Raw genomic sequence first — 21406 nt, 5'->3', positions numbered from 1 at the left:
TGGTTGAATGATCTTGGAAGGGTGTTCCACATGCGGTCTGCGGCGATCGAAGACATTCGGCCAGTGCAAGACCACGGACATGGTCACCGCGGCGGAAGCGGGACCTTCACTTGCCTTCGAAGAAAGTATGAATCGAGACTTCCAGCTTTCCGATGAGTTGAGGGTTATGGCAGCTTCCAGCCCAGATCAGGGCGTTCAGTCTCATATCCTTGTTGAGAAAGTTCATTTTCCGGGAATCAAGCAGGTATCCCGCGACCTCGTAGTGCCGTCCCTTGATAGCCTCGATAAGCGCGTTGTTTCTTCCGGTCTTGTCAGTAAGATTCACGTCGGCGCCATTCTCGACAAGCAACTTGACGACATCCAGATGTCCGTTCTTTGCTGCTTCAATAAGGGCCGTTCTGCCGTAGTAGTCGGCTCTTGCGTCGATCTCTATTTCGGGATGTTTCACGAGGGCGAAAATGGAGGCGTAGTGGCCCTTGGCCGAAGCAAGGCTCAAAGGCGTGCTCTTCCATTTGTTTCTGGAATTCACATCGATTGCTGGGTGTTCGATCAACGCCTCGACCGCCGCGGTGCGGGCATTGAAGGCTGCGAGATGAAGGGCTGACCAGCCGCCGCCGTCCGCCTCGTTGATATTGGCGCCGGCCGCCAATTCCGCTCGAACGGCCCCCGCATCGCCGCTTTCTGCCGCGATCAGCAGATTCGACCAACCTCTCGCCCCTTCGACTTCCAAGCTCTCGGTCAATGCAGTCGCCTCCCCGAATGCTCCCTGCAGGATACCATTGTTCCGGTTCGGCCGACATCCACCGAATGACCGGCTTCCATCGAAAAGCCTTTCTCATTCGACGGTGTCCGCAAATACAATCCGAGAGGGGAAGAAGGAGACGATAGCGAACCTGAGCTTGAGCGAGAGGCATGATGCCTTTGAGTGCCTGACCTAAGAGCGCGACGGCGTCCGACTGACTTCACTCGCAAGCAGAGTGGCGAGGACGCCGAAGTCGGACTGGCTGGTTGGTAATCGGCATGGAAGTTCGACCGGCTCGAACGTGAAGCCAGGCCTCTGATCAAAGCGGAACTGGCCGATATCCTCCGGCAGCGGAGGCCGATAAAGACGAACAGGAAGCGCGCACTCTATCGAGAAACAAAGGGATCATGCAGTCCTTCAGTGCATTCGTCGTCAACAATGTCCGCTGGCTCGCGGGCGCCTTTTTGCTGACCCTCGTCTCGTCCTTCGGGCAGACCTTCTTCATCGCCTTGTCGAACGGCGGTATCCGCGAGACGTTCGGGTTGAGTCACGGCGAGTTCGGCGGGATTTACATGCTGGCAACGCTGCTTAGCGCGGCGACCCTGCCGTTCCTTGGGCGGCCGCTGGACCGGTATTCGACAGTGACCATGGCGATCGCGACGATGCTCATGCTAGCCTGCGCCAGCATTGCGATGGGGTTCGCCGGTTCGCTGCCAACGCTGCTCCTTGCGCTCTATTTGCTGCGCCTTTTTGGCCAGGGGATGATGACCCAGACCGCTCTGACGGCAACAGGCCGCTGGTTCGCCGCGAACCGGGGCCGCGCCGTCTCGGTCGTCACGCTTGGCTTTCATGTCGGCGGCGCTCTGCTGCCTTTCCTGTTCGTCCTCGTGGCCGGCCTCGTCGGCTGGCGGGGAAGCTGGTTCGTCTGCGCAGCCTTCATCCTGGTCGTGGCCTTGCCTCTGGTTTGTGCGCTGGTCCGGAAGGAACGCAATCCGCAGAGCGAGGCCCAGCCGAGGGCGCAACGCGCAGTGAAGCACTGGACGCGGACTGAAGTCCTGCGCGATCCGACGTTCTACGCCATCTGCCTGGGGGTTCTGGCTCCCGCCTTCGTCGGCACGACCATCTTCTTTCACCAGGTCTATCTAACCGAGCTCCGGGGCTGGCCGCTGCAACTCTTCGCCAGCGGCTTCGCCGTCCTGTCCGCCACGACGATGGGTTTTGCGCTTCTGGCCGGGTGGCTGATCGACCGCTTCTCGGCGGTCCAGCTGCTGCCTCTATTCCTTCTGCCGCTGGCGCTGGCATGCTTCGCGGCTGCCTATCTGACGGCGCCTTTCGCCATCTTCGTCTTCATGGCGCTGCTTGGCATCAGCTACGGCTTCTCCTCGACCCTGGAGGGCGCGATGTGGCCGGAGATCTACGGCACCGCGCATCTCGGCGCGATCCGCTCGGTTGTGGTGGCCGTGATGGTTCTGGCCTCGGCGATGGGTCCCGGCATCACCGGATACCTGATCGACGCCGGCGTCGACTACTCGCTGCAACTGGCCTTGATGGGCGTCTACAGCCTGGCCGCCGCCTTGCTGATGTGGCGGGTGTCGCGGAGGCTGACGCGGGGCCTGTCTCGCGGCTGGAATCTTTCCAGCTCCTGATCGGCCCTGAAATCGTCGACACCAACATTTATGTCGCTAGTTACGGAATGAAGTGCTGGTCCGCGTCAGACGCTAATCGGAAGGTGAGAAGCAGGATGCGAATTGGACGTCGGCAACTTCTTGTCCTGTCGCTCGGAGCGGCTGCCTTCGGCACGGCCCAAGCCTCCGGGCCACTCTGGGCAGCCCTGCGATCCGGAGAAGCCATTGCGCTGCTGCGCCATGCCGCGGCCCCAGGCTCCGGCGATCCGCCTGGCTTCAGGCTCGGTGACTGCAGCACCCAACGGAATCTGTCGGAAAAAGGTCGTGCGCAGGCCCGCGCGATCGGCGACCTGTTCCGTGCGAACGGCATCTCGTCGGCAGCCGTCTATTCGAGCCAGTGGTGTCGCTGCCTGGATACCGCTCGCCTGCTCGGGATCGGCGACGTCGTGCCTCTTGAGCTGCTCAATTCCTTCTTTGGCGACAGTTCGGCCGCAGAAGTGCGCACCGCTGCCCTTTTGGCCTGGCTCCGCGGGCAGCGTTTCGGCGGACCTGCCGTGCTTGTCACGCATCAGGTCAACATCACCGGTTTGACGGGCGAGGTGCCGGATAGCGGCGAAATGATCATCGTCCGTATTCATGAAGCTGACCCCGTGCAGGTCATCGGGCAGGTTGCCACGACGGCTTGAGCATCATGGCCTTCGACCCCATCTCGTGCAGCATCGCTTCAGTCGCGGAACAACGACGTGCGAGGAGAGATCGAAGGGAGTGACGGCATGGCTATCGATTTCAACCATACAATACTGCCGGCCCGCGACAGCGGGGCGTCGGCAAAATTCCTGGCGGAAATGCTTGGCCTTCCCGCCCCAAGGCGCTGGGGGCCTTTCCAGATGGTCACCACCGAAAACGGTGCCAACCTCGACTACATGGATACCTCAGGCGAAATCAGGCCGCAGCATTACGCCTTCCTGGTCAGCGAAGCCGATTTCGACGAGATCTTCGGCAGGATTCGTGAACGGAACCTGCCGTACTGGGCTGATCCTGGCCGGACGCAGCTGGGCGCGATCAATCGCCACGACGGCGGCCGCGGCGTTTATTTCGAGGACCCCAACGGTCATCTGCTCGAGATCATTACCCGTCAGTACGGCAGCGGCGGATGGAACCCGTGATCGCTCGGTGGCGTAGCCAGGCGGCGGACGTCTGCGAGCTGGCCTCATGGCGGAACCTGAACGGTGATCTTGATCGATGAATAATAGGCGGCGACATCAGCTATATCCTCATCGCTCAAGCCTTTGGTCACGACAGTCATCTGCTCATTCTTGCGCTCGCCTGTCTTGAAGGCGTTCAGCGCCTTGACAAGATAAGCCTCCTTTTGCCCTGCTATGTTCGGCGCGTCGGGCAGCTTGGCGATGCCGTCCTTGCCATGGCAAACCTGGCACTTCAGCATGACTTTTTTGCCCGAAGCGGCATCACCTCCGGCCTGCACAAGCGACGAACAGGCAAAGAGCGTGGCCAGACTGACGATCAAACGCCTCACCCCGAACTCCCTTATCCATAGAGAAGCAAACCAGGCAGCAGCAGAAGGCTGCCGCCTGGCCAGTCGCTTAATCGCCGTAGGAAATCCGCCAGACGGCCCCGGCCAAATCGTCGGACACCAGCAGCGAACCGTCTTTGAGCATCTGAACATCGACAGGACGGCCGAGATATTCGCCATTCTCGTTCAGCCAGCCGTCAGCGAACACTTCAGCTTTGTCCGCCGTGCCGTCCGCCTTGAGCGAGGTGAACATCACCCGAGCCCCTACCGGGTCCACGCGGTTCCACGAGCCGTGCTGGGTCGAGAAGATGCCGCCGCGGTATTTTTCGGGGAACTGCTTGCCGGTATAGAACGACAGCCCGAGATCGGCCGCGTGAGCCTCTTGCTCGACCTCCGGGAAGATCACGCCTTCGGGGACTGTTGCGCCCTTGTACTCAACCGTACGAACTTTGCCGCCGCCATACCAGGGGAAGCCAAAATTCTGGTCCGGTCCGGTAACACGGTTCATTTCACCTGGGGGAATGGTGTCGCCCATGCCGTCGACCTGATTGTCGTTCACCCAAAGTGTCTTGTCCTTTGGGTTGAAATCCAGGCCGAGGGGATTGCGCATTCCGCGCGCATAAATTTTGCGGTCGGTACCGTCCTGCTTCATGCTTATGATGCCGCCGATGCCGAGTTTCTCGAATTCCGGGAGCACTTCGGGGGCTGGCACATTGAACGGCTGGCCGATGGTAATATAGATGCGGTTGTCAGGCCCGACGCGACAGGTTCGGGCCGTGTGATTGTAGCTCTCGTTGGATGCGGGTATCAGCTCGCCCTGCTTCACGATCGGGAAAGCCGCGACATCGGGACCTTCATAGAAAAACTCGGCCGCCGGGAACCACAATACGCGGTTCTGTTCGACGACGTAGAGGTGGCCATCCCTCGAGAAACAGACGCCGTTCGGAACCGTCATTTTGATCGAAGGCGCAAAGGCCTTCACGTCGTCGGCGACGCGGTCCTTGTTGCGGTCGGTCATGGAGTAGACCAGCTCTTTGCGGGTACCGACGAAGGTCACCACGCCCTGCGGTCCTACGGCGATATGACGCGCGTCGGGAACGATGGCATAGAGAGAGATCTTAAAACCATCCGGGACTTTGACCTTCGCTGCAATGGCTTTGAGGGCTTCGGCGTTTTCTCCGGTTTGCGGGATCGGCTCCATCATCGGTGTGCCGGTCGTCTTGAAGCCGCCAAGTTTCTCGAGATTTTCGTCCTGCGCAAAGGCGGACGTTACGCAAAGGGCGGCAGTGCATGACAAAACGAAAGCCAGTTTCTTGATCACGATATCCTCCCACGTGGCCAGCTTCGCGGCATCTGTGGCAGTCAGACACAACGTTGCGGGCGGTTGCTTTTGTGCGAAATTTCCAGCGCCGAGCACGATCTTCCGGTCGGGACCAAACGACCGAAAGCGTTGCCTAACTCAATCCCCCTGACAGTCACCTGGGGCTGCAGCGGTTGCCGCCACAGCATAACATGTCGGCCCGCCGGGTACCAACGATGAACGGCAAGCTGGCCGGGGCTTTTCAACCAGTCCTCTTATCGGCTGCCCGGGCGGGCGCCGATTTGGCGCAACAGCCCGAATGTGCTCCAATATCGCCATATAGAGCTGCCTTCGGACGTCGGTGAAAAATGGCATCCAGGCAATGCAAGGCCACCAGCGAGCGGCCCGCCAGAGGGGGAATAGATGCGTCGCATCGCTCGGATCTCGCTTGCCATCATCCTTTCGCTGGCCGTCGCAATCCTGACTGCCTGGGCCGGACTTGCCATGTGGTATCGTCTGCCTGTGGCTGAGCTTGGACGGGCTCTGGCCGGCGTCCTGTTCATCTTGTTCGGCCTCGCCACTATCATCGCCCTCTTCAGCCGGTTTCGCATCAGGGCGCTTGTCCTGTTTGCAGCTGCGTTAGCTGTGGTTCTGGTTTGGTGGAGCACCATCAGGCCTTTCGATCACGCGGACTGGGCGCCCGACGTCGCCCGTCAGGTAACCGGCACCCGCGACGGAAACCTGTTGACGCTGACTGATGTGCGCGACTTCGAGTGGCGTAGCGCTACTGATTTCACCGAACGCTGGACAACGCGGACCTACGACCCCTCCACCCTTCAGACGGTGGATCTCTTCATGTCTTATTGGTCCGGGACCAAAATCGCCCATGTCATCATAAGCTTCGGCTTTGCAGGAGGTGACTATCTTGCCTGGTCGATTGAGGTGCGGCGCCATGAGGCGGCAAGTTTTCACCCATGGCAGACCTGTTCAAGAGCAATCCCCTGGTCATTATTGCGGCTGATGAGCGAGACGTCGTCGGCGTCAGGTCAAACGTTCGTGGAGAGGATGTCCAAATCTATCGGCTAAAAGTGTCACCGGAAGCGGCCCGGGCGCTCTTGCTGGAATACGTCTTGGACGCAAATGCACTTTCCACGACTCCAGAATTCTATAATTCCATCACGACGAACTGCACGACCACGATCGTCAAGATGATGCGAGCCGTCGGTGACGTGGTGCCTCTTGACTGGCGCCTCATCGTTAACGGCTATCTCCCCGAATATGCGTATGCACGGGGTGCGCTCGATGTCAGCTTGCCGATGTCGGTTTTGAGGGAGGCAGCCCACATTGACGGCCGTGCGCGGGAGTCGGGCCTTTCGCCAGATTTTTCGAGATCGATCCGGATTGGCGTGCCATCCCCCGGTCCAATTTATTGATCTCCATGTTTGGAAATGCTGGGCGGTTCGAACCGGATCTCATCCCGGCTTCACGGCGCACTTCTACTTTCTCCACCTGTCGACTCGCATTGGCGGACGCCGCGCCTAGATAAGCACTGCGCCGGGGCGGGAGCGATGCAGAAGGACCTGAGCATGCCTGAACAAATTACCCTGACTAAAGCTGCGCAGATCACATTGAATGATGGCTCAGCTATTCCCCAGATCGGCCTTGGCGTTTGGCAGGTCGATCCAGCCATTACGGCCCAAGTCGTGAGTTGGGGAATCGAGGCCGGCTACAGACTGATCGATACCGCCGAAGGCTACCAGAACGAGGAGGGCGTCGGGCAGGCGATCCGCACGGCTGGCGTGCCGAGAAGCGAGCTGTTCATCACCTCGAAGCTGCGCAACGGCGCGCATCAGCGTGACGCCGCCCTGCGGGCTTTCGACGAGACGATGAACAAGCTGGGCATCGAGCAGATCGACCTGTTCCTGATCCACTGGCCGGTGCCCAGCCAGGGCAAATATGTCGAGGCGTGGAAGACGCTGATCGAACTCAGGCAATCCGGCCGGACCAAGTCGATTGGCGTTTCGAATTTCAACCACGACCATCTGGAGCGGATCATCGGCGAGACTGGTGTCACACCCTCAGTCAACCAGATCGAACTCCATCCCCGGTTTCAACAGCGCCAGACCAGAGAATTTCACAGCACGCACAACATCCGCATCGAAAGCTGGAGCCCGCTGGGCAGCGGCCGGCTGTTGAGCGACCCGACCCTCGAAAAGATCGCCGCAAAACACCGCAAGTCCGTGGCGCAGGTGATCATCCGCTGGCATCTTCAGGAAGGGCTGATCGTCATTCCAAAGTCGATCCACCAGGACCGGATTGCCGCCAATTTCGACGTCTTCGATTTCGAGCTGGATTCAAAGGACCTCGAGCTCATCCGAAGCATGGATTCATCGGCCGGCCGTACCGGCGCGAACCCGGCCACGGCGGCATTCCTGTTCTGAGGGTCTGAGAGAAGGGAGCCGACAGCGGAGCTGCCAATCTCCCCCCTCGTGGGGGAGATGTCAGGCAGGACAGAGGGGGGCGCTGTCCCGCCGGCGTATCAAGTCGTACCGGCGAGCCCTGCCTCGATCACAATATGCTGGCAGACATTGTCGATGCCGCGAATGACGTCGTCGTTCCAGAAGCGCAGCACAGTCCAGCCGTCTTGCTCAAGACGCTTTGTCCTTGCCTCGTCGCCTGCATTGGCGTCGGCATGCTGCGAACCATCGACTTCGACGACGAGCTTCTTGCAATCGGAAATTGAGGTTGGCACTCTACGGCGCCCCCCTCTGTCCTGCCGGACATCTCCCCCACTTGGGGGAGATTGGCAGCTGTGACGATCGCGCTCAGCCTCATATCCCCGATCCATCCAGCAGCGGGACATCTTCTTCGTCCCAAGGGCTCGGCATTGAACCCTTGCTCAGATTGGCGGTTGGCAGCGGCATCCAGCACTTCAGCTCGGGTTCGGCGTATTCAACCACGCGTCCGGGCGACGAGTCGGAAGCACGCCACCCCTCACTGCCGAACTGGTCGGCTCGAGACCAGTAAGCCAGGTCGACTTCCGCTGGCCCCTGCTCAGACGGCCGAACTGTGACCAGGATTCGGCTGCCATCCCTTGGCGCGCTCGACATGTGACGCCAGCGATCGGGCTCGTCCATCGTAATCTCCTCGCACAATCTGCATCTCGGCTGTCCAGACGAATAGTCGCTTCGCGCACAAGGCCGGTCAACCCGAACTTTGCGCCGGCAGTCTATGATTGGCCGCCTGCCGGTTTGGTGCGACATGGGCTGCCGGTCATCAGCGCACCTTCGCCTTGACTGCCCAGGCTCTCGTTTTCAGGGGAATGGACCCGCCCTCGCCACGCGGCAGACTGTCGCGGAGCCTCTCCATCAATCTCTGGCGAGCTGCGGGGTCGAGACTCATGCAGTAGCCGGGCGCCGGTCCCGCACCCAGGGTGAAGGGGCGCCAGTAGTCCTCAAAGTCCTTGAACACGGCCGGCATTTCAATCCGGGTGGAGTCGATGGAGCCCAGGCCTGCCTTCTCCGCGAGATCGGTCAATCCATCTTGTGTGCAAAATGGAAAACGCCTGTCTTCGGTAAGGTCGATGGCACCGGGGTCAAGCGCCGTCGCAGCGGTCCAGAAGGCCCGCATGAATTCCACCCCGCCGCCGGGATAATCCCACACATAGAATCCAATCGTCGCTCCAGGGCGGGCCACCCGCCGCATCTCGGCGAGCGCCTTTTGCCTGTCGGGAACGAAGTTGAGAACAAGCGCCGACACGACCATGTCCTTGCTGCCCGATTCGACTGCCAAGGCCTGCGCATCGCCTGCGAGAAACGCGACACGCTTGTCCGGCACGTTTGCCCGCGCCTTGGCGAGAAAACCCTCCGACGGGTCTATGGACACCAAACTCCTGGGATTGCAACGGGCCAGGATGGCTGCCGACAGCGCCCCGGTTCCGCAACCCACCTCCAGCCAGTCCAGACCCTCCGCCGGATCGAGCCAATCCAGGAACGGTGGAGCGATCTGACGGCTCCATCGCCCCATATAGAGGTCGTAGCTATCCCCGGCCTGCCAGGCGTCGTGGCGCGTTGCCTCAGCCATCGCAATCTCCTCCCCTGATGATTTCGACCCGTCGGACCGTGAGAATACGCCCGCCGCCCTCGCGGGAACAGGGGGCCAGGAAGATCTGTCCGGGGGATCGTACTCGGATGCCGACACGCGCACGCTCGGCCCCGGGCCGGCAAGGCAGACGATCTGGGCGCTGGACAGCTCCGATCCGGAAGCAAACCGCTGCTGCCGTCGCCTGGACGCGTTCGTGCTCAGCCTGCCCGGAACGCGAGGCTCCGCCTCATCAGTTGGATGCTGAGCGCCAGGTCTCCGCTTCCGATGAACCAGGGAGACAGTATCCGGGACGATCTCAGTCCGCGATAGAGCAGATAGGGAAGTCCGAGCGACAGGGCAATCAGCGCCAACTCGGAAGACATTCCGAAGTCCCGCAGCGTGAAATGAACGAACTGATGGACGAACATGATCACCAGGGAGGCTGCGCCGATTTCCGCCAACGGAGCGATGCGCAAGCTCGGCATCGCCATGAAGCGGACGAGGCCGAGGATAAAGGTCGAGATCGCCATGAAGCGGACGAGGCCGAGGATAAAGGTCGAGATCGCCAATGCAACGAGCAGGCCGAGAAGCGGGGGGCCGAAGATGGCGTTCTTCATGCTGAAGGTAAAGTCGGACCCCGACCGCGCCGCCGCGAGCGCAACCCCGGCAACCGCCACGACAAACACCGCCGACCACAGCGCGCTCATGCCGCGTTCGCGCAGGAAATGTCCGAACCAGAATGCGCCGATCGCGAGCGGCACGTTCGTCAGAGCCAGCGGCGCGCGCACCTCCTGCCAGTAGGCCTGGATTGAATAGGCGAGGCCGACGGATGCGCCGACGAAGATCAGCATTCCGGGATCGGTCGGTCCGCTGGTCCTGATCGCGACCTCGTTGTAGACGAGTTGCGTGGCGACGAGGCAGGTGACGAACCAGAACACGCCGAGTTCGCGCGTCAGGTGCCGTCCGCCCAGCAGCGCGTCGGTGATGAGTTCCCTGATCTGCCAGGGCGCCGGGGTGTCGCCGCGCAAAAAGTCCACAACGAGCACGCTCGCCATGATCGCGCCGAGAAACATCACATAGGGAATGAGCAGGCCCTGGACGCGCTTCCGGAAAAGCGCCTTCCTCTCCGTCACGGCAAAAAGGTAGCCGGATATGATGAAGAAGAACGGCATGAAGAACAGCGATGCCGTAAAGTAAATCGGGTGCGCCCATCGCCAGGTGCTGTGGTCGAGGACGTGGGCCATGACGACGAGGGTGATTCCCAAGCCCTTGGCAGTGTCCAGCCAGGTCTCACGTGTGGGCAGGTTCAACTTCAGCGTTTCCTGGATACGGCTTATCGGCCGGCCCGGTCCTTCGGTTTCGATGGCGATTGTGCATTGCATCATACTGTGTGGCAAGTGCGAATTGGCTCGGAGGTCCGCATTGCCGGTTGCCGCCGATGCAATGTCGCAAAAGTCGGCGAAATTCAGCATTCCGCTTGATTTTCCGCCGATCTTCACTCATTGTTGCGTTGCACAATAACAGGCTGGTGCCGACTATGGCAGCTCAAGCGATAGGAAACCTTGGCCGGCACGGGCTGCCGTTCTTGCAGCCAGCCGGCTGTTGAAATCGATCGCGCTTTGACCAAGGATCGACCAGGTCCGATTCAAGCAGCAAAGGACCAAGATGCTTCGCGACTTGTCCGCCTACAAGAAAATGTTGATGCTCGGCATTGTCGGGCTGGTGCTCGTCGCCATCCTCGACGCCTTCAGCAATCTGCCCGTCGTCTCCGGCTGCGCATTCTACGGCAATTGCGCGATCGATAGCTCCGTAGAAGCACCAATCGGGCACAGTCAGGATCCGACGCTGCAATGAAGCCCCCCGGCAAGACGGCGCTTATCGTCTATGACGGCGACTGCATCTTCTGCCAGAGCTATGTCCGCTTTGCCCGGCTGCGCGACGCGGTCGGTCCTGTCGAGCTGCTCGACGCGCGCTCCGGCGACCCGCGCGTTGTCGAGTTTCAGCACCAGGGCTTCGACCTGAACGAGGGCATGCTCTTCGTTTTCGAGGATCGCGTCTACCACGGCGAGGAGGCCATCAATCTCATGGCGATCCTCAGTTCCTCTTCGACGCTTTTCGGCTGGCTCAACCGCAGGATTCTCTCAAACAGGACGGCCGCGCGGCTGATCTATCCGGCGCTCAAGCTCGGACGCCGGGCCACCCTGAGGCTTCGCGGCCGCTCGCTGATCCCTGCCGACCTCGAACGGCGCTAAAGCATGTCACAAAAGCATGCCCTCGGGCCCTGACCCGAGGGTGCGCAGCGGTTTTGCGACAACGACATGAACTTAAAGCGCCGCGTGTCCCTTGCAATCGCGACGCGCTCGGGCAGTTCCCGGCGAAATGGATGGCCAGACTGCCCGGCGACATCTACCAGTTTCCGTGAGAGCGGCGCTCAGTGGGTGCAGGACTTCGGCCGCGAGAAATCCACCAGCTTGAACACAAGCAACTTGCGTTCGAGGAGGCTGGGCATTTCGCCTGCGAAGGTCGACGCGTTGGCGCGGGTAATCGTCTCACCATCCTTCACGTAAGTCACCCAAGCCTCGGGCTTCCGGCGCAGTTGTTTCTTCACATCGAGGAGGACGTGGTAATTGCCCGCCCGCGACTGGCGGACGAGATGGGGCTCGGACGAATCAACGATCTTCACCACCTCGTTCTGATAGTTGAACATGTATGGTGGCTTGGGAAAGAGCAGATGGTTGGTCTGGCCGGCCTCGGTGTGCAGATTGCTGAACATGTTGATGGAACTCTCCGTCTTGAGCCCGACATAGGGTGACAGGCAGGAGAGGAAGAACAAGCCCGGCACCAAATAGACCCAGAGCGGCTGGCGCGGCGAGGAGACGGTCCGGCAAGGCAGGTTCTGCAGGGCCACATGGGACAGCACGACCATCGCCGCGCCGCCCACTACCGCCCAAATGAGGATCCAGACGGAGTGGACCATCATGTCGAAGGAGCGCCCGGGAAAAGCATAGGTGAGCGCAATGACGAGAGTGACCGCGACCAGCATCACGGCCGCGCCCGGCAGCAAGATCCCGATCCGGCCGAACGTCTCGCGCAGCGGATTGGTAAACTCCAGCGAGGTGCGATAGAGCGCCTCGCTGGCGGGCGTGGGGATGCTCAGCACATACAGCGCGAACACCAGGCTGGAAAAGTCCATGTACCAGGAATAGGCCGAGATCGGGATCACGTAATGGAAGACGAGCGCGAGGATGAACCCCACGGCGAAATAGCGCTTCCAGTAGAGGGACACGATCGCAATCGCCTCAATGACGAAGGTGGCGAAGATCGCAAGATACCGGCCAAACAGATTGTCCTCGAGGCCGAACGGACGAGCCAGCGGAGCGTAGAGGCCCACCGCGCAACTCACGGAAGGATCGAGGAAATCGGTGTTGATCTTGTGGAAGATGCCGTAGAAATACATGATGGCGAGCAGCGCCCGGGCGACGATCCGGATCTGTTGATAAAGCTCCATCCGGGCCAGCGCGGCGCCGCGGCCGGCGGCCCGCAGATAGAGCACTGCCACACTGAGCAGGATAGCCCCGTTCATCACCGCCGTGATCGTCTTGTTGTTCGAAGCGACCGGCATGCGCAGCGCGTACAGCACAAGCGATACCATCACGAGCCCGATCAAGAACTCGGTTCGCCGCGGGTACAGCAGGAGTAGCAGGCTGAACAGGACGACCGACCAGCTCAGAGCGGCAAACAGCGGCCCCTTGTAGCCAAGCATGGAGTAGATATCACCGGCGATACTGAAGATCGCCGCCATTGCCCAGAACGGGGCAAATGCGGTCAACCCGTCAAATGTATCGTCCCATCCTCTGACTTTCGTGATCTTGCTGCGACCAACGTTCCATATCGGTGTCGCGCTTGAATACTGCTGCTGCCCAATAAACACCAGTTAGCCCCCGCTGCCCTATGTTGCACTGCAACATCAGCACGAGCGCAGAGTAAGAGTCAATCCGCCGTCGTCGGTAGCTCCTGCTGCCGAGCATCAGCCATTGGGAGAGGTACGGCGGACCCAAAGCGGGATGCGTTTAATTTGAACTGGCCGTCCGCTCCATTTGTTTCGCCCGCCGCTGCATGTCGCCTAAGGCATGCCCTCGGGCCTGGCCCGAGGGCGCGCAGCAGTATCAGGACAACGACATGTCAAGACAACGACATGTAGGAAAACAAGAACTTGAAGCGGCGCATTAATCCTGCGGATGCGCCGCGCTTCGCCGACTAACGCTGCTTTGCCGTTCTGGGAAATTCCACCACGTCAGCGGGCGGACGCTTGTACTGGGCTGCGGCAATTGCATCGATCAGGATGTCCAGGGCGGCGCGCGCCGCGCTGCTCGTCTCGTCATCGCCGCGCAAATAGTGGCAGGCTCGTTCAAGATGGAGGTGGGCTGCGGCAAAGTCACTGGTCATGGATTCTCCTTTTGCCCGCCGCTGGACAAGGATGGCCCATTTCGATTTACCCAAAGGCGAACATCCACAGCTGGATTTGAATCAAATATGGCGGGTTAACCAGATCTTCAGCATCGCGAGGTGACCTTGCGGCTGCGGACATGTGTTGAGTTCCGCCTCAGGCAACAGACCCGCTCCGGAGACCGGGGCGGGTTTTTGCTTGGATTGCCGAACGCCTGCCCAAGCTTACACGCTCCGCTACCGCGGCGACGCCGACCTACCTTCATGCACCGAAGCGGTCCGCCGCAAAGGGCGCGAGGCAGTCAGGGTCGCCGCGTCCGGCAATCAGGTCGGCGACCAGGCGGGCGGTGATCGGCGCCAGAGTGAGGCCGAGATGACCATGACCGAACGCATGGATCACCCTGGGGCTGCCACGTGACCGACCGATGACGGGCCGGGAATCGGGCAGCGACGGCCGGAACCCGAGCCATTCGGATGAGGGCCGGCCGAGTGAGGGGAAGAACTGCCTGGCACCGCGATCCAGCAGCGCCAGCCGGCGCGGATTTGCCGGCGCTGCAAGCCCGCCGAGCTCGACGGTTCCGGCGACACGCAGCCGGCCGGTCATCGGCGTCATGTAGAAGCCGAGATCGACAGGACAGACCGGACGATTGAGCAAAGGCGCTTCGGTCGGGAATTCGAGATGATAGCCGCGTTCGGTCTCGAGCGGGATGCCGTCGCCTGCCTGCATGGCCAGCGCCCGCGATTGCGCACCCGCGGCGATCACCACCGTATTCGCCCTGACGCGAAGGCCGCAACCGCTGAGCCTGACACCGTCCGCCTCGACCTGCAGCCCTGATATAGCAGCCTGTGCCACCGACACGCCGCGGGTGGTTGCGGCATCGAGCAGCCGCCGCATCAGCGTCTTTGGATCGGTGACATTCATCGAATCCGGGAAGTACAGTCCGCTGGCCCCGGTCGTGGGCAGGCTCGGCTCCAGCGCGGCCACCTCTGCCGGCGTCAGAACCTCCTGATGCACGCCAAACCCGGCGCGCAGCGCCCTGCCACCGGCCGCCCTGGCGAAACCGCTCTCGCGACGATACAAATAGAGGCAGCCGTTGCGGCGCAGCAGGTCGACCATATCGGCCTCTTTCGCCATCTCCTCCCAGGCCGGCAGGGCCTCGGCCAGAAGCCCGGCGAGTGCCAGCGCATTGGCACGGGTGGCCGCCGGAAGCGACTCTCTGACAAAACTGACCAGCCACGGCGCCAACTGGAACAGAGCCGGCCAGCGCAGCGAAAAAGGGCTGTCTGGATCGAGCAGCAGTTTTGGCAGCGCGCGCAGAACGGCCGGATTGCCGACCGGCATACAGGCATATTCGGCGATCGTTCCGGCATTGCCGAACGAAGCGCCGGAGCCCGGCTCATTGGGGTCGACAAGCAAGACTTCGCGGCCCTCGGCGGCAAGGCGGAGCGCCGTCGCCAGCCCGATAGCGCCAGCGCCGACAATGGCGATTTCAACGGTTTCCGCTGCTGCCACGACCGTATCTTCTTGTTTGACCATGATCTTTTCCGAAAACCGGCCCCCACTTTTCGGGATCATGGTCTAGACGAAGCCAGGCAGTTGCAGATGCCCGGCCGCGAGCAGTTCGGCCATGGTGTTCAGCGCGGTGCGCAGATCGTCGAGCGAGCGCGCGGCGCCGACATTGATGCGCACTCCGTGCTGCACCGGCTCGCGCCCGACCGCGAAGGCATCGCCGGGAAGAACGGCAACGCCACGTTCCAGGCAGGTGCGAGCGAAACCCGCGCCGCGCCACGGCTCCGGCAGGCGCAGCCAGGCATGCGTCGAGGTGGCGTGGCTCTGGACATCGTAGCGGCCGAGGATTTCGGTGAGGATGGCCTGGCGCTGGCGAAGCTCCTGCTTCTGGGCTTCGATGATGCGCGCCGCCGAGCCCTCTTCTATCAGCCGTGCGCCGATCAGCGCGGTCAGAGGGCTGATGCTCCAGCAGTTTATGCGCAAAGCCGCAGCGACCTGGCCGGCTATGGCGCGTGGCGCGATCACAAAACCGAGGCGCAGTCCCGGGGCAAGGCATTTCGACAAGGCGCCGATGTGAACCGTCAATTCGGGCTCGAGGCTGGCAAGCGACGGCGGCGGATTGTCCGCCAGCGGCCGATAGACGTCATCCTCGATGATGAGGACGTTATGGCGACGGGCGACAGTCACCAGCTCGTGCCGGCGTTCCTCGCCCAGCGTGATGGTGGTCGGGTTGTGCAGGGTCGGCACCAGGAAGACCGCGCGCGGGCGCAACTGCACGCAGGCCGCCTCGAACGAGTCGGCCCGCATGCCGCCACGGTCCATGGCGATGCCTCTGAGATCGAGCCCATGCACCCGGCACAGTGCATTGATGCCCTGATAGGTCACTTCGTCGGCGAGCACGACCTCCCCCTGCCTGGCCACCGCGCCAAGCACGCAATCCAGCCCATGCTGGGCGCCCGCCGCCAGCACCACCCGGCCGGGATCGCCGGCGCCGGCGACCGGCTGCATCCACTCGGCGATCGCCGCCCTCGCCCACAGCGGCCCCTCGGGCGGGTGATAGTCCTGAAGCGTAGCGTAGTGCCGGTCCTTGGCCAGGCGCGGCAGCAGCAGGGCCAGGGCATCGAGATAGGCCGAGGTTGCCGGCCGGTTGACGGAAAGGTCGATGACGCCGCTGTCGTCGCTTGGCGCCGACACGAAACCGGGTCCTTCGCCGCCGTTGCGGGCAGCCACCGTGGTGCCGCGTCCGGGCCGCGCTTCGAGCAGGCCGCGCTGCTGCAGCGTCGATAGCGCCCGCGTCACCGTGGTGACGTTGATGCCAAGCGCGCGGGCAATCTCGCGCTGCGGCGGCAGCCGGTCTCCAACTGCAAGCGTGCCGGCTGTAATCCGTTCGGCAATAGCGTCGGCAAGGCGCCGGTAGACTGGGCCTTCCTCCGAGGCGAGTTGCAGGTCCTGAAGCATGCGGATTGGCGGTTTCGGTGTGTTGAGGCTCTGGCTACCGGCGCATCTAGCATAAGACAATCCTCCGGACAATAGTGCTTGTCCGGTGCCTGATTCCAAAATCCGGGCTGAAAAATCTCACACAACACCGAAGAATGCCGCTTGACGGGCAAACTTGTCTGCATCTATGCTTCTTTAGCGATCGATTGTGTGAGCATACAAGTTTGGTTTGCCGCCTTGCGCGGCCAGCGTCAAGCGAGACCGGCACATGGACGGCAAGCACCACCTCGTTTCGACAAGCGGCCATTGCCGGCGCTCAACGGATTTCCGCCCGTGAAGGCCGAAGCGACAGGCATGTCACGCGACAGCGCCGGTCCGCCGAAGGCCAATGCCGGCGGCCGCCTCAAAGCCGACGACCCCAATGGTGGCCAGGGATTTGTCGAGTTTGCCGATGTCGAGAAATCCTATGACGGCCGCACGTTCGCGGTGACACGGCTGAACCTCAGCGTGGCGCGCGGCGAGTTCCTCACCCTTCTCGGCCCCTCTGGTTCGGGCAAGACGACGACGCTCAACATGCTTGCCGGCTTCGAACGGCCGACCAGCGGCGTCATCACGCTTGAGGGCCGGTCGGTCGACAGGCTGCCGCCGTACGAACGCAACATCGGCATGGTGTTCCAGAACTACGCGCTGTTTCCGCACATGAGCGTCGAGGAGAACGTCGCCTTCCCGCTCTCGGTCCGCAAGACCACCAGAGCGGACGTGGCCTCCCGCGTCGGCCGCGCGCTCGACATGGTGCGGCTGCGGCAGTTCGGCGACCGGCGGCCGGCGCAGCTTTCCGGCGGCCAGCAGCAGCGCGTCGCGCTCGCCCGCGCGCTGGTGTTCGAGCCAAGCCTGGTGCTGATGGACGAGCCGCTCGGCGCGCTCGACAAGAAGCTGCGCGAGCACATGCAGATCGAGATCAAGCAGCTGCACACCATGCTCGGCGTCACCATCGTCTATGTCACGCACGACCAGAGCGAGGCGCTGACCATGTCGGACCGCGTTGCCGTGTTCAACAATGGCGGGATTGCCCAGCTCGGTTCGCCTGACGATCTCTACAACACGCCGGAGAGCTCGTTCGTCGCCAGCTTCATCGGCGAGAACAACACGCTGGAAGGCAAGGTCGAGCGCGTCTCCGGCAAGGAGTGCCGCGTCGCGCTGTACGGCGGCGGTTCGGTCGCCGCGCTGGCCATCGGCGTCGCCGAAGGCGCAGCCTGCCATGTCGCCATCCGCCCGGAACGGTTGAAGCTTGCGCCCGCTTCGAACGGAGCAAATGCGTTAGCCGCCACGGTCGAAGGCCGCATCTATCTCGGGGACCACCAGCGTCTTCTGGCCAAGCTGGAAAGCGGCCAGGTGCTGACCGTCAAGGTCGGCCCCGAAGCGACCATGGGCAACGGGGAGCCGGTCACGGTTTCCTGCGCGTCCACCGACTGCCGCGCCTTTCCGGCCGATGCCGGAACGGGCGGTTCCATCTCGAAAACAGGGGAATAAGAACAATGAAAATCACAAAAGCCCGGCTGTTCGCCTTCGCGGCAGCCACAGCATTCATCACCATGGGAAATGCCGCCTTCGCCGACGAACTTTCGATCATGGCCAGCGGCGGCGCCTGGCAGGATGCCCAGCGCAAGGCATGGTTCGAGCCGTTCAGCAAGGAAACCGGGATCAAGATCGTCGAGCAGGAATATCTTGGCGATCTTGGCAAGGTCAAAGCGATGGTCGATACCGGCAACGTACCGATCGATCTGGTGACTGTCGAGACCGCGACCGTGCTGCAGGGTTGCGACGCCGGCATTCTCGAGCGGCTCGACTATTCCAGGATCGCCCCGCGTGAAAAGTTCATCGAAGGTTCGGCGCTGGACTGCGGCGTCGGTCTCGACGCCTATGGCGATGTCCTTGCCTATGACCCCAACGTGCTGAAGGAGGCGCCAACCTCGGTGCTCGACATCTTCGACACGACGAAGTTTCCGGGCAAGCGCGCGATGCGCAAGTTTCCGGCACAGAACCTCGAATGGGCACTGATGGCCGACGGGGTCGCGGCGGCCGATATCTACGAGGTGCTGGCAACCCCCGAAGGCGTCAACCGCGCTTTCAAGAAGCTCGACACCATCAAGCAGGACATCGTCTGGTGGGATGCCGGCGCACAGCCGCCGCAGCTCCTCGCATCCAAGGAAGTGGTGATGACCACCGCTTGGAACGGCCGTATCCAGAACGCCATCGACAAGGACGGGGCGCCGTTCAAGATCGTCTGGAACAACCAGATCCTCGAATATGACATGATCGCCATTCCGAAGGGCGCCAAGAACCCGGATCTGGCCTACAAATACCTTGCCTATATCAGCCAGCCGGAAATCAACGCCAAGCTCGCCAGCTACATCACCTACGGGCCGGTGCGCATCGATGCGGCGTCCTTCGTCGCGCCGGACGCCCTGAGGAAATTGCCGAACGCACCCGACCACATGACCGCTTACCTGGTCGCCGATACCGAATTCTGGGGCGACTATGGCGAGGATCTGGTCAAGCGCTTCAACGCCTGGCTCGCGCAGTAGGGAAAATGTCGGCGCTCGAGCCCACGAAACTGGACCGGCCGCGGGCAAGCCGCGACTGGTCGGCCGCCGATTCCGGCGCAGCAAAGTCGGTTGCGGCAGCACTTCGCCGCGCCGATCTCGGCGACCGCCTGCGATCGCTGACGCTGGCGGCACCTTTGCTGGTGCTGCTGGCATTGAGCTTCGGCATCCCGATCATCCTGCTTCTGTCGCGCGCCGTCTATGATCCGACGATTGCCAACGCACTGCCGCAGACCAGCCAGGCATTGCGCGGCTGGAACGGCACCGGACTGCCCGACGATGCTGCGTTCCTGGCCCTTGCCGCCGATCTCAGCAGCAATCAGGCCAAGGGCACTGCCTACGAACTCGCCAAGAGCCTCAACGCTCGCCTGCCCGGCGCGCGCAGCCAGGTGCTCAAGACGGTGCGTCAACTGGATTCTGCCGACCGGCCGCCGCTGGAGGTGATGAAAGCGGTGCCGTTCTGGTCGGCGCCGGGCACATGGCCGGTCATCGAGAGCGGCACCCATAGCGTGACGTCGTTCTATCTGCTGAGCGCGCTTGACCTGCGCTGGAATGCCGATGGCGGCATCGAAAGAGTGCCACCCGAACAGGCGATCTTCGTGCAGGTGTTCATGCGCACATTTTTGGTCGCCGCAGCGGTGACGCTGGCCACGCTGGTCATGGGCTTCCCCCTCGCCTATCTCATCGCCTCCGTGCCCAAGGGCCTCGCCGCAATCCTCATCGTTGCGGTGCTGCTGCCGTTCTGGACGTCGATCCTGGTGCGAACCGCGGCCTGGACGGTGCTCCTGCAGAAATTCGGCCTGGTCAACGACCTGCTGCTGTGGCTCGGCGTCGCCGACGACCGGCTCGATTTGATGTACAGTCGCATCGGCCTGATCATCGCCATGACTCACATCCAGCTGCCGTTCACCCTGCTGCCGATCTACAGCGTCATGCGCACCATCCAGCCCTCGCAGATGAAGGCTGCCTATTCGCTCGGCGCAAAACCCTTTACCGCCTTCCGCCGCGTCTACCTTCCACAGGTCTTTCCGGGCGTCATGGCCGGTTGCCTGCTCACCTTCATCCTTTGCCTCGGCTATTACATCACGCCGGCGCTGATCGGCGGCGCCGGCGACCAGCTGATCAGCAATTTCATCGCCAGCTATGTCAATGTCGAACTGAATTGGGAGATGGCGGCGGCGCTCAGCTTCATCCTGCTCGTCTTCACCCTGGCGCTGTTCGGCATCTTCGCCCGCATCCTCGGCCTCGACCGCCTCAAGCTGGTATAGCCATGTTGCTATCTCCCTATCCAACGACAGGCGAAAGAATCCGCATCACCCTGCTCTGGCTGTGGTGCGGCATGGTGATCCTGTTCCTCCTCGTGCCTATCCTCATTCCCGTTCCCTTGTCGTTCAACAGCGGCGCCTTCTTCATCTTTCCGCTGGAGGGAATTTCGACGCGCTGGTACGAGGTCGTGCTCGGAACCCAGCGCTGGCAGGCAGCCATCGGCAACAGCCTGATCGTTGCCTTCGGGACGACGCTGATCGCAACGATATTAGGCACATTGACGGCGATCGCACTTTCCGACGAAAAATTTCCCGGCCGCCGCATCGTCATGCCGCTGCTGTTGTCGCCGTTGATCGTGCCGGTGGTGATCACCGCCGTCGGCTCTTATCTGTTCTATGCGCGCGTCGGCCTCGCCAGCACCTATGCCGGCATCATCCTGGCGCATACCGCGCTCGCCAGTCCGTTCGTCGTCGTCACGGTGGGGGCGAGCCTCTCCGGCTTCGACCGCAATCTGATGCGCGCCGCCGCCATCTCCGGCGCAAGACCCATCACATCGTTCTTCAGGGTGATGCTGCCGCTGATCCTGCCCGGCGTACTGTCAGGGGCGGCCTTTGCGTTCGTCACCTCGTTCGACGAGGTCGTCGTGGCGCAGTTCCTGGCCAGCGCCAATCAGCGCACCATGCCGCTCGAAATGTTCATCGGCCTGCGCGAGAAGCTGAGCCCGGCAATCACCGCCGCCGCGACGCTGATGATGGCACTGTCGATCATCCTGCTCATCGTCGCCAATGTTCTGGCCCGCCGTGGCAAGCAGCGACCGCGCATCGACTAGAAGACCGTGCGGCGGTCGGCCCGAGCTTCTATAG

At 62.1% G+C, this 21406-nt stretch carries 20 protein-coding genes and 2 pseudogenes; 11 read left to right on the top strand and 11 right to left on the bottom strand.

All coding sequences use genetic code 11. From position 1 onward, the window contains the following. Window positions 1–106: 106 nt before the first annotated feature. Window positions 107–742: an ankyrin repeat domain-containing protein gene (locus tag AC0L2R_RS17760; protein WP_473510525.1), complete on the bottom strand. Its 636-nt coding sequence runs from the start codon at window positions 740–742 to the stop codon at window positions 107–109. 407 nt (window positions 743–1149) lie between these two features. Between AC0L2R_RS17760 and AC0L2R_RS17755 the strand changes: the two genes are divergently transcribed. The 3 genes from AC0L2R_RS17755 to AC0L2R_RS17745 all read left to right on the top strand — a co-directional run bounded on the left by AC0L2R_RS17755 (window position 1150) and on the right by AC0L2R_RS17745 (window position 3533). After that, window positions 1150–2388, top strand: coding sequence for an MFS transporter (locus AC0L2R_RS17755; protein ID WP_473510523.1), 1239 nt, complete (start codon window positions 1150–1152; stop codon window positions 2386–2388). After that, window positions 2325–3053, top strand: a complete 729-nt coding sequence (locus AC0L2R_RS17750; RefSeq protein ID WP_473510521.1) for a histidine phosphatase family protein — start codon at window positions 2325–2327, stop codon at window positions 3051–3053. Before AC0L2R_RS17755 ends, AC0L2R_RS17750 begins: the two co-directional genes overlap by 64 nt. 87 nt (window positions 3054–3140) lie before the next feature. After that, window positions 3141–3533 carry a VOC family protein gene (locus tag AC0L2R_RS17745; RefSeq protein ID WP_473510520.1) on the top strand — a complete coding sequence of 131 codons (393 nt, stop codon included), beginning with the start codon at window positions 3141–3143 and terminating at the stop codon, window positions 3531–3533. A gap of 44 nt (window positions 3534–3577) precedes the next feature. Here the strand turns inward: AC0L2R_RS17745 and AC0L2R_RS17740 are convergent, their stop codons facing one another. After that, the gene (locus tag AC0L2R_RS17740) at window positions 3578–3901 is read right to left on the bottom strand and encodes a c-type cytochrome (RefSeq protein WP_473510518.1); all 324 of its coding nucleotides are present in this window, start codon (window positions 3899–3901) and stop codon (window positions 3578–3580) included. A gap of 67 nt (window positions 3902–3968) precedes the next feature. Continuing rightward, window positions 3969–5219, bottom strand: a complete 1251-nt coding sequence (locus tag AC0L2R_RS17735; RefSeq protein WP_473510517.1) for a PQQ-dependent sugar dehydrogenase — start codon at window positions 5217–5219, stop codon at window positions 3969–3971. A gap of 402 nt (window positions 5220–5621) precedes the next feature. Here AC0L2R_RS17735 and AC0L2R_RS17730 point away from each other — a divergent pair. After that, window positions 5622–6631 (top strand): annotated as a pseudogene (locus AC0L2R_RS17730) (Lnb N-terminal periplasmic domain-containing protein). Window positions 6632–6784: 153 nt separating this feature from the next. Continuing rightward, window positions 6785–7639, top strand: coding sequence for an aldo/keto reductase (locus AC0L2R_RS17725; protein ID WP_473510684.1), 855 nt, complete (start codon window positions 6785–6787; stop codon window positions 7637–7639). Window positions 7640–7737: 98 nt separating this feature from the next. Here the strand turns inward: AC0L2R_RS17725 and AC0L2R_RS17720 are convergent. The 4 genes and pseudogenes from AC0L2R_RS17720 to AC0L2R_RS17705 form a co-directional block, all read right to left on the bottom strand. Next, a pseudogene (locus tag AC0L2R_RS17720) lies at window positions 7738–7926 on the bottom strand (endonuclease domain-containing protein); the annotation flags it as partial. A 103-nt stretch (window positions 7927–8029) separates the two neighbouring features. Then, window positions 8030–8335, bottom strand: coding sequence for a hypothetical protein (locus tag AC0L2R_RS17715; protein ID WP_095496525.1), 306 nt, complete (start codon window positions 8333–8335; stop codon window positions 8030–8032). Between the two features lie 139 nt (window positions 8336–8474). Beyond that, window positions 8475–9281, bottom strand: coding sequence for a class I SAM-dependent methyltransferase (locus AC0L2R_RS17710; protein WP_287121107.1), 807 nt, complete (start codon window positions 9279–9281; stop codon window positions 8475–8477). Between the two features lie 218 nt (window positions 9282–9499). Next, window positions 9500–10591, bottom strand: coding sequence for an acyltransferase family protein (locus AC0L2R_RS17705; protein ID WP_473510515.1), 1092 nt, complete (start codon window positions 10589–10591; stop codon window positions 9500–9502). 355 nt (window positions 10592–10946) lie between these two features. On the opposite strand from AC0L2R_RS17705, the gene AC0L2R_RS17700 reads away from it, so the two are divergent. Next, window positions 10947–11135, top strand: a complete 189-nt coding sequence (locus AC0L2R_RS17700; RefSeq protein WP_091599270.1) for a hypothetical protein — start codon at window positions 10947–10949, stop codon at window positions 11133–11135. Beyond that, window positions 11132–11533 (top strand): DCC1-like thiol-disulfide oxidoreductase family protein, encoded by a 402-nt coding sequence (locus AC0L2R_RS17695; protein WP_473510513.1) that lies wholly within the window; start codon window positions 11132–11134, stop codon window positions 11531–11533. The genes AC0L2R_RS17700 and AC0L2R_RS17695 overlap by 4 nt, the downstream gene beginning before the upstream one ends. Before the next feature lie 179 nt (window positions 11534–11712). On the opposite strand, the gene AC0L2R_RS17690 is transcribed toward AC0L2R_RS17695, so the two are convergent. From AC0L2R_RS17690 to AC0L2R_RS17675, 4 genes are all read right to left on the bottom strand, one after another. Then, window positions 11713–13212: a thiol-disulfide oxidoreductase gene (locus AC0L2R_RS17690; RefSeq protein ID WP_473510511.1), complete on the bottom strand. Its 1500-nt coding sequence runs from the start codon at window positions 13210–13212 to the stop codon at window positions 11713–11715. A 326-nt stretch (window positions 13213–13538) separates the two neighbouring features. Beyond that, window positions 13539–13727, bottom strand: a complete 189-nt coding sequence (locus AC0L2R_RS17685; RefSeq protein ID WP_123148143.1) for a hypothetical protein — start codon at window positions 13725–13727, stop codon at window positions 13539–13541. Between the two features lie 262 nt (window positions 13728–13989). Continuing rightward, on the bottom strand, window positions 13990–15264 hold the full coding sequence (locus AC0L2R_RS17680) for an NAD(P)/FAD-dependent oxidoreductase (RefSeq protein ID WP_473510509.1): 1275 nt from the start codon (window positions 15262–15264) through the stop codon (window positions 13990–13992). A 42-nt stretch (window positions 15265–15306) separates the two neighbouring features. Then, window positions 15307–16695, bottom strand: coding sequence for an aminotransferase-like domain-containing protein (locus AC0L2R_RS17675; RefSeq protein ID WP_473510507.1), 1389 nt, complete (start codon window positions 16693–16695; stop codon window positions 15307–15309). Window positions 16696–17028: 333 nt separating this feature from the next. On the opposite strand from AC0L2R_RS17675, the gene AC0L2R_RS17670 reads away from it, so the two are divergent. The 4 genes from AC0L2R_RS17670 to AC0L2R_RS17655 are packed head-to-tail and all read left to right on the top strand — an operon-like array spanning window position 17029 to window position 21372. Beyond that, complete coding sequence (locus AC0L2R_RS17670) at window positions 17029–18204, top strand: ABC transporter ATP-binding protein (protein WP_473510506.1); 1176 nt, start codon at window positions 17029–17031, stop codon at window positions 18202–18204. A 5-nt stretch (window positions 18205–18209) separates the two neighbouring features. Continuing rightward, on the top strand, window positions 18210–19259 hold the full coding sequence (locus AC0L2R_RS17665; RefSeq protein WP_473510504.1) for an ABC transporter substrate-binding protein: 1050 nt from the start codon (window positions 18210–18212) through the stop codon (window positions 19257–19259). 5 nt (window positions 19260–19264) lie between these two features. Continuing rightward, complete coding sequence (locus AC0L2R_RS17660; protein ID WP_473510502.1) at window positions 19265–20545, top strand: ABC transporter permease; 1281 nt, start codon at window positions 19265–19267, stop codon at window positions 20543–20545. 2 nt (window positions 20546–20547) lie between these two features. Then, window positions 20548–21372, top strand: a complete 825-nt coding sequence (locus AC0L2R_RS17655) for an ABC transporter permease (RefSeq protein ID WP_473510500.1) — start codon at window positions 20548–20550, stop codon at window positions 21370–21372. Window positions 21373–21406 lie beyond the last annotated feature (34 nt).

It is taken from the genome of Mesorhizobium sp. WSM4820, assembly GCF_055811075.1.
The sequence above is the reverse complement of the archived record's forward strand: the minus strand, read 5'-3'. Positions and strand labels throughout refer to the sequence as shown.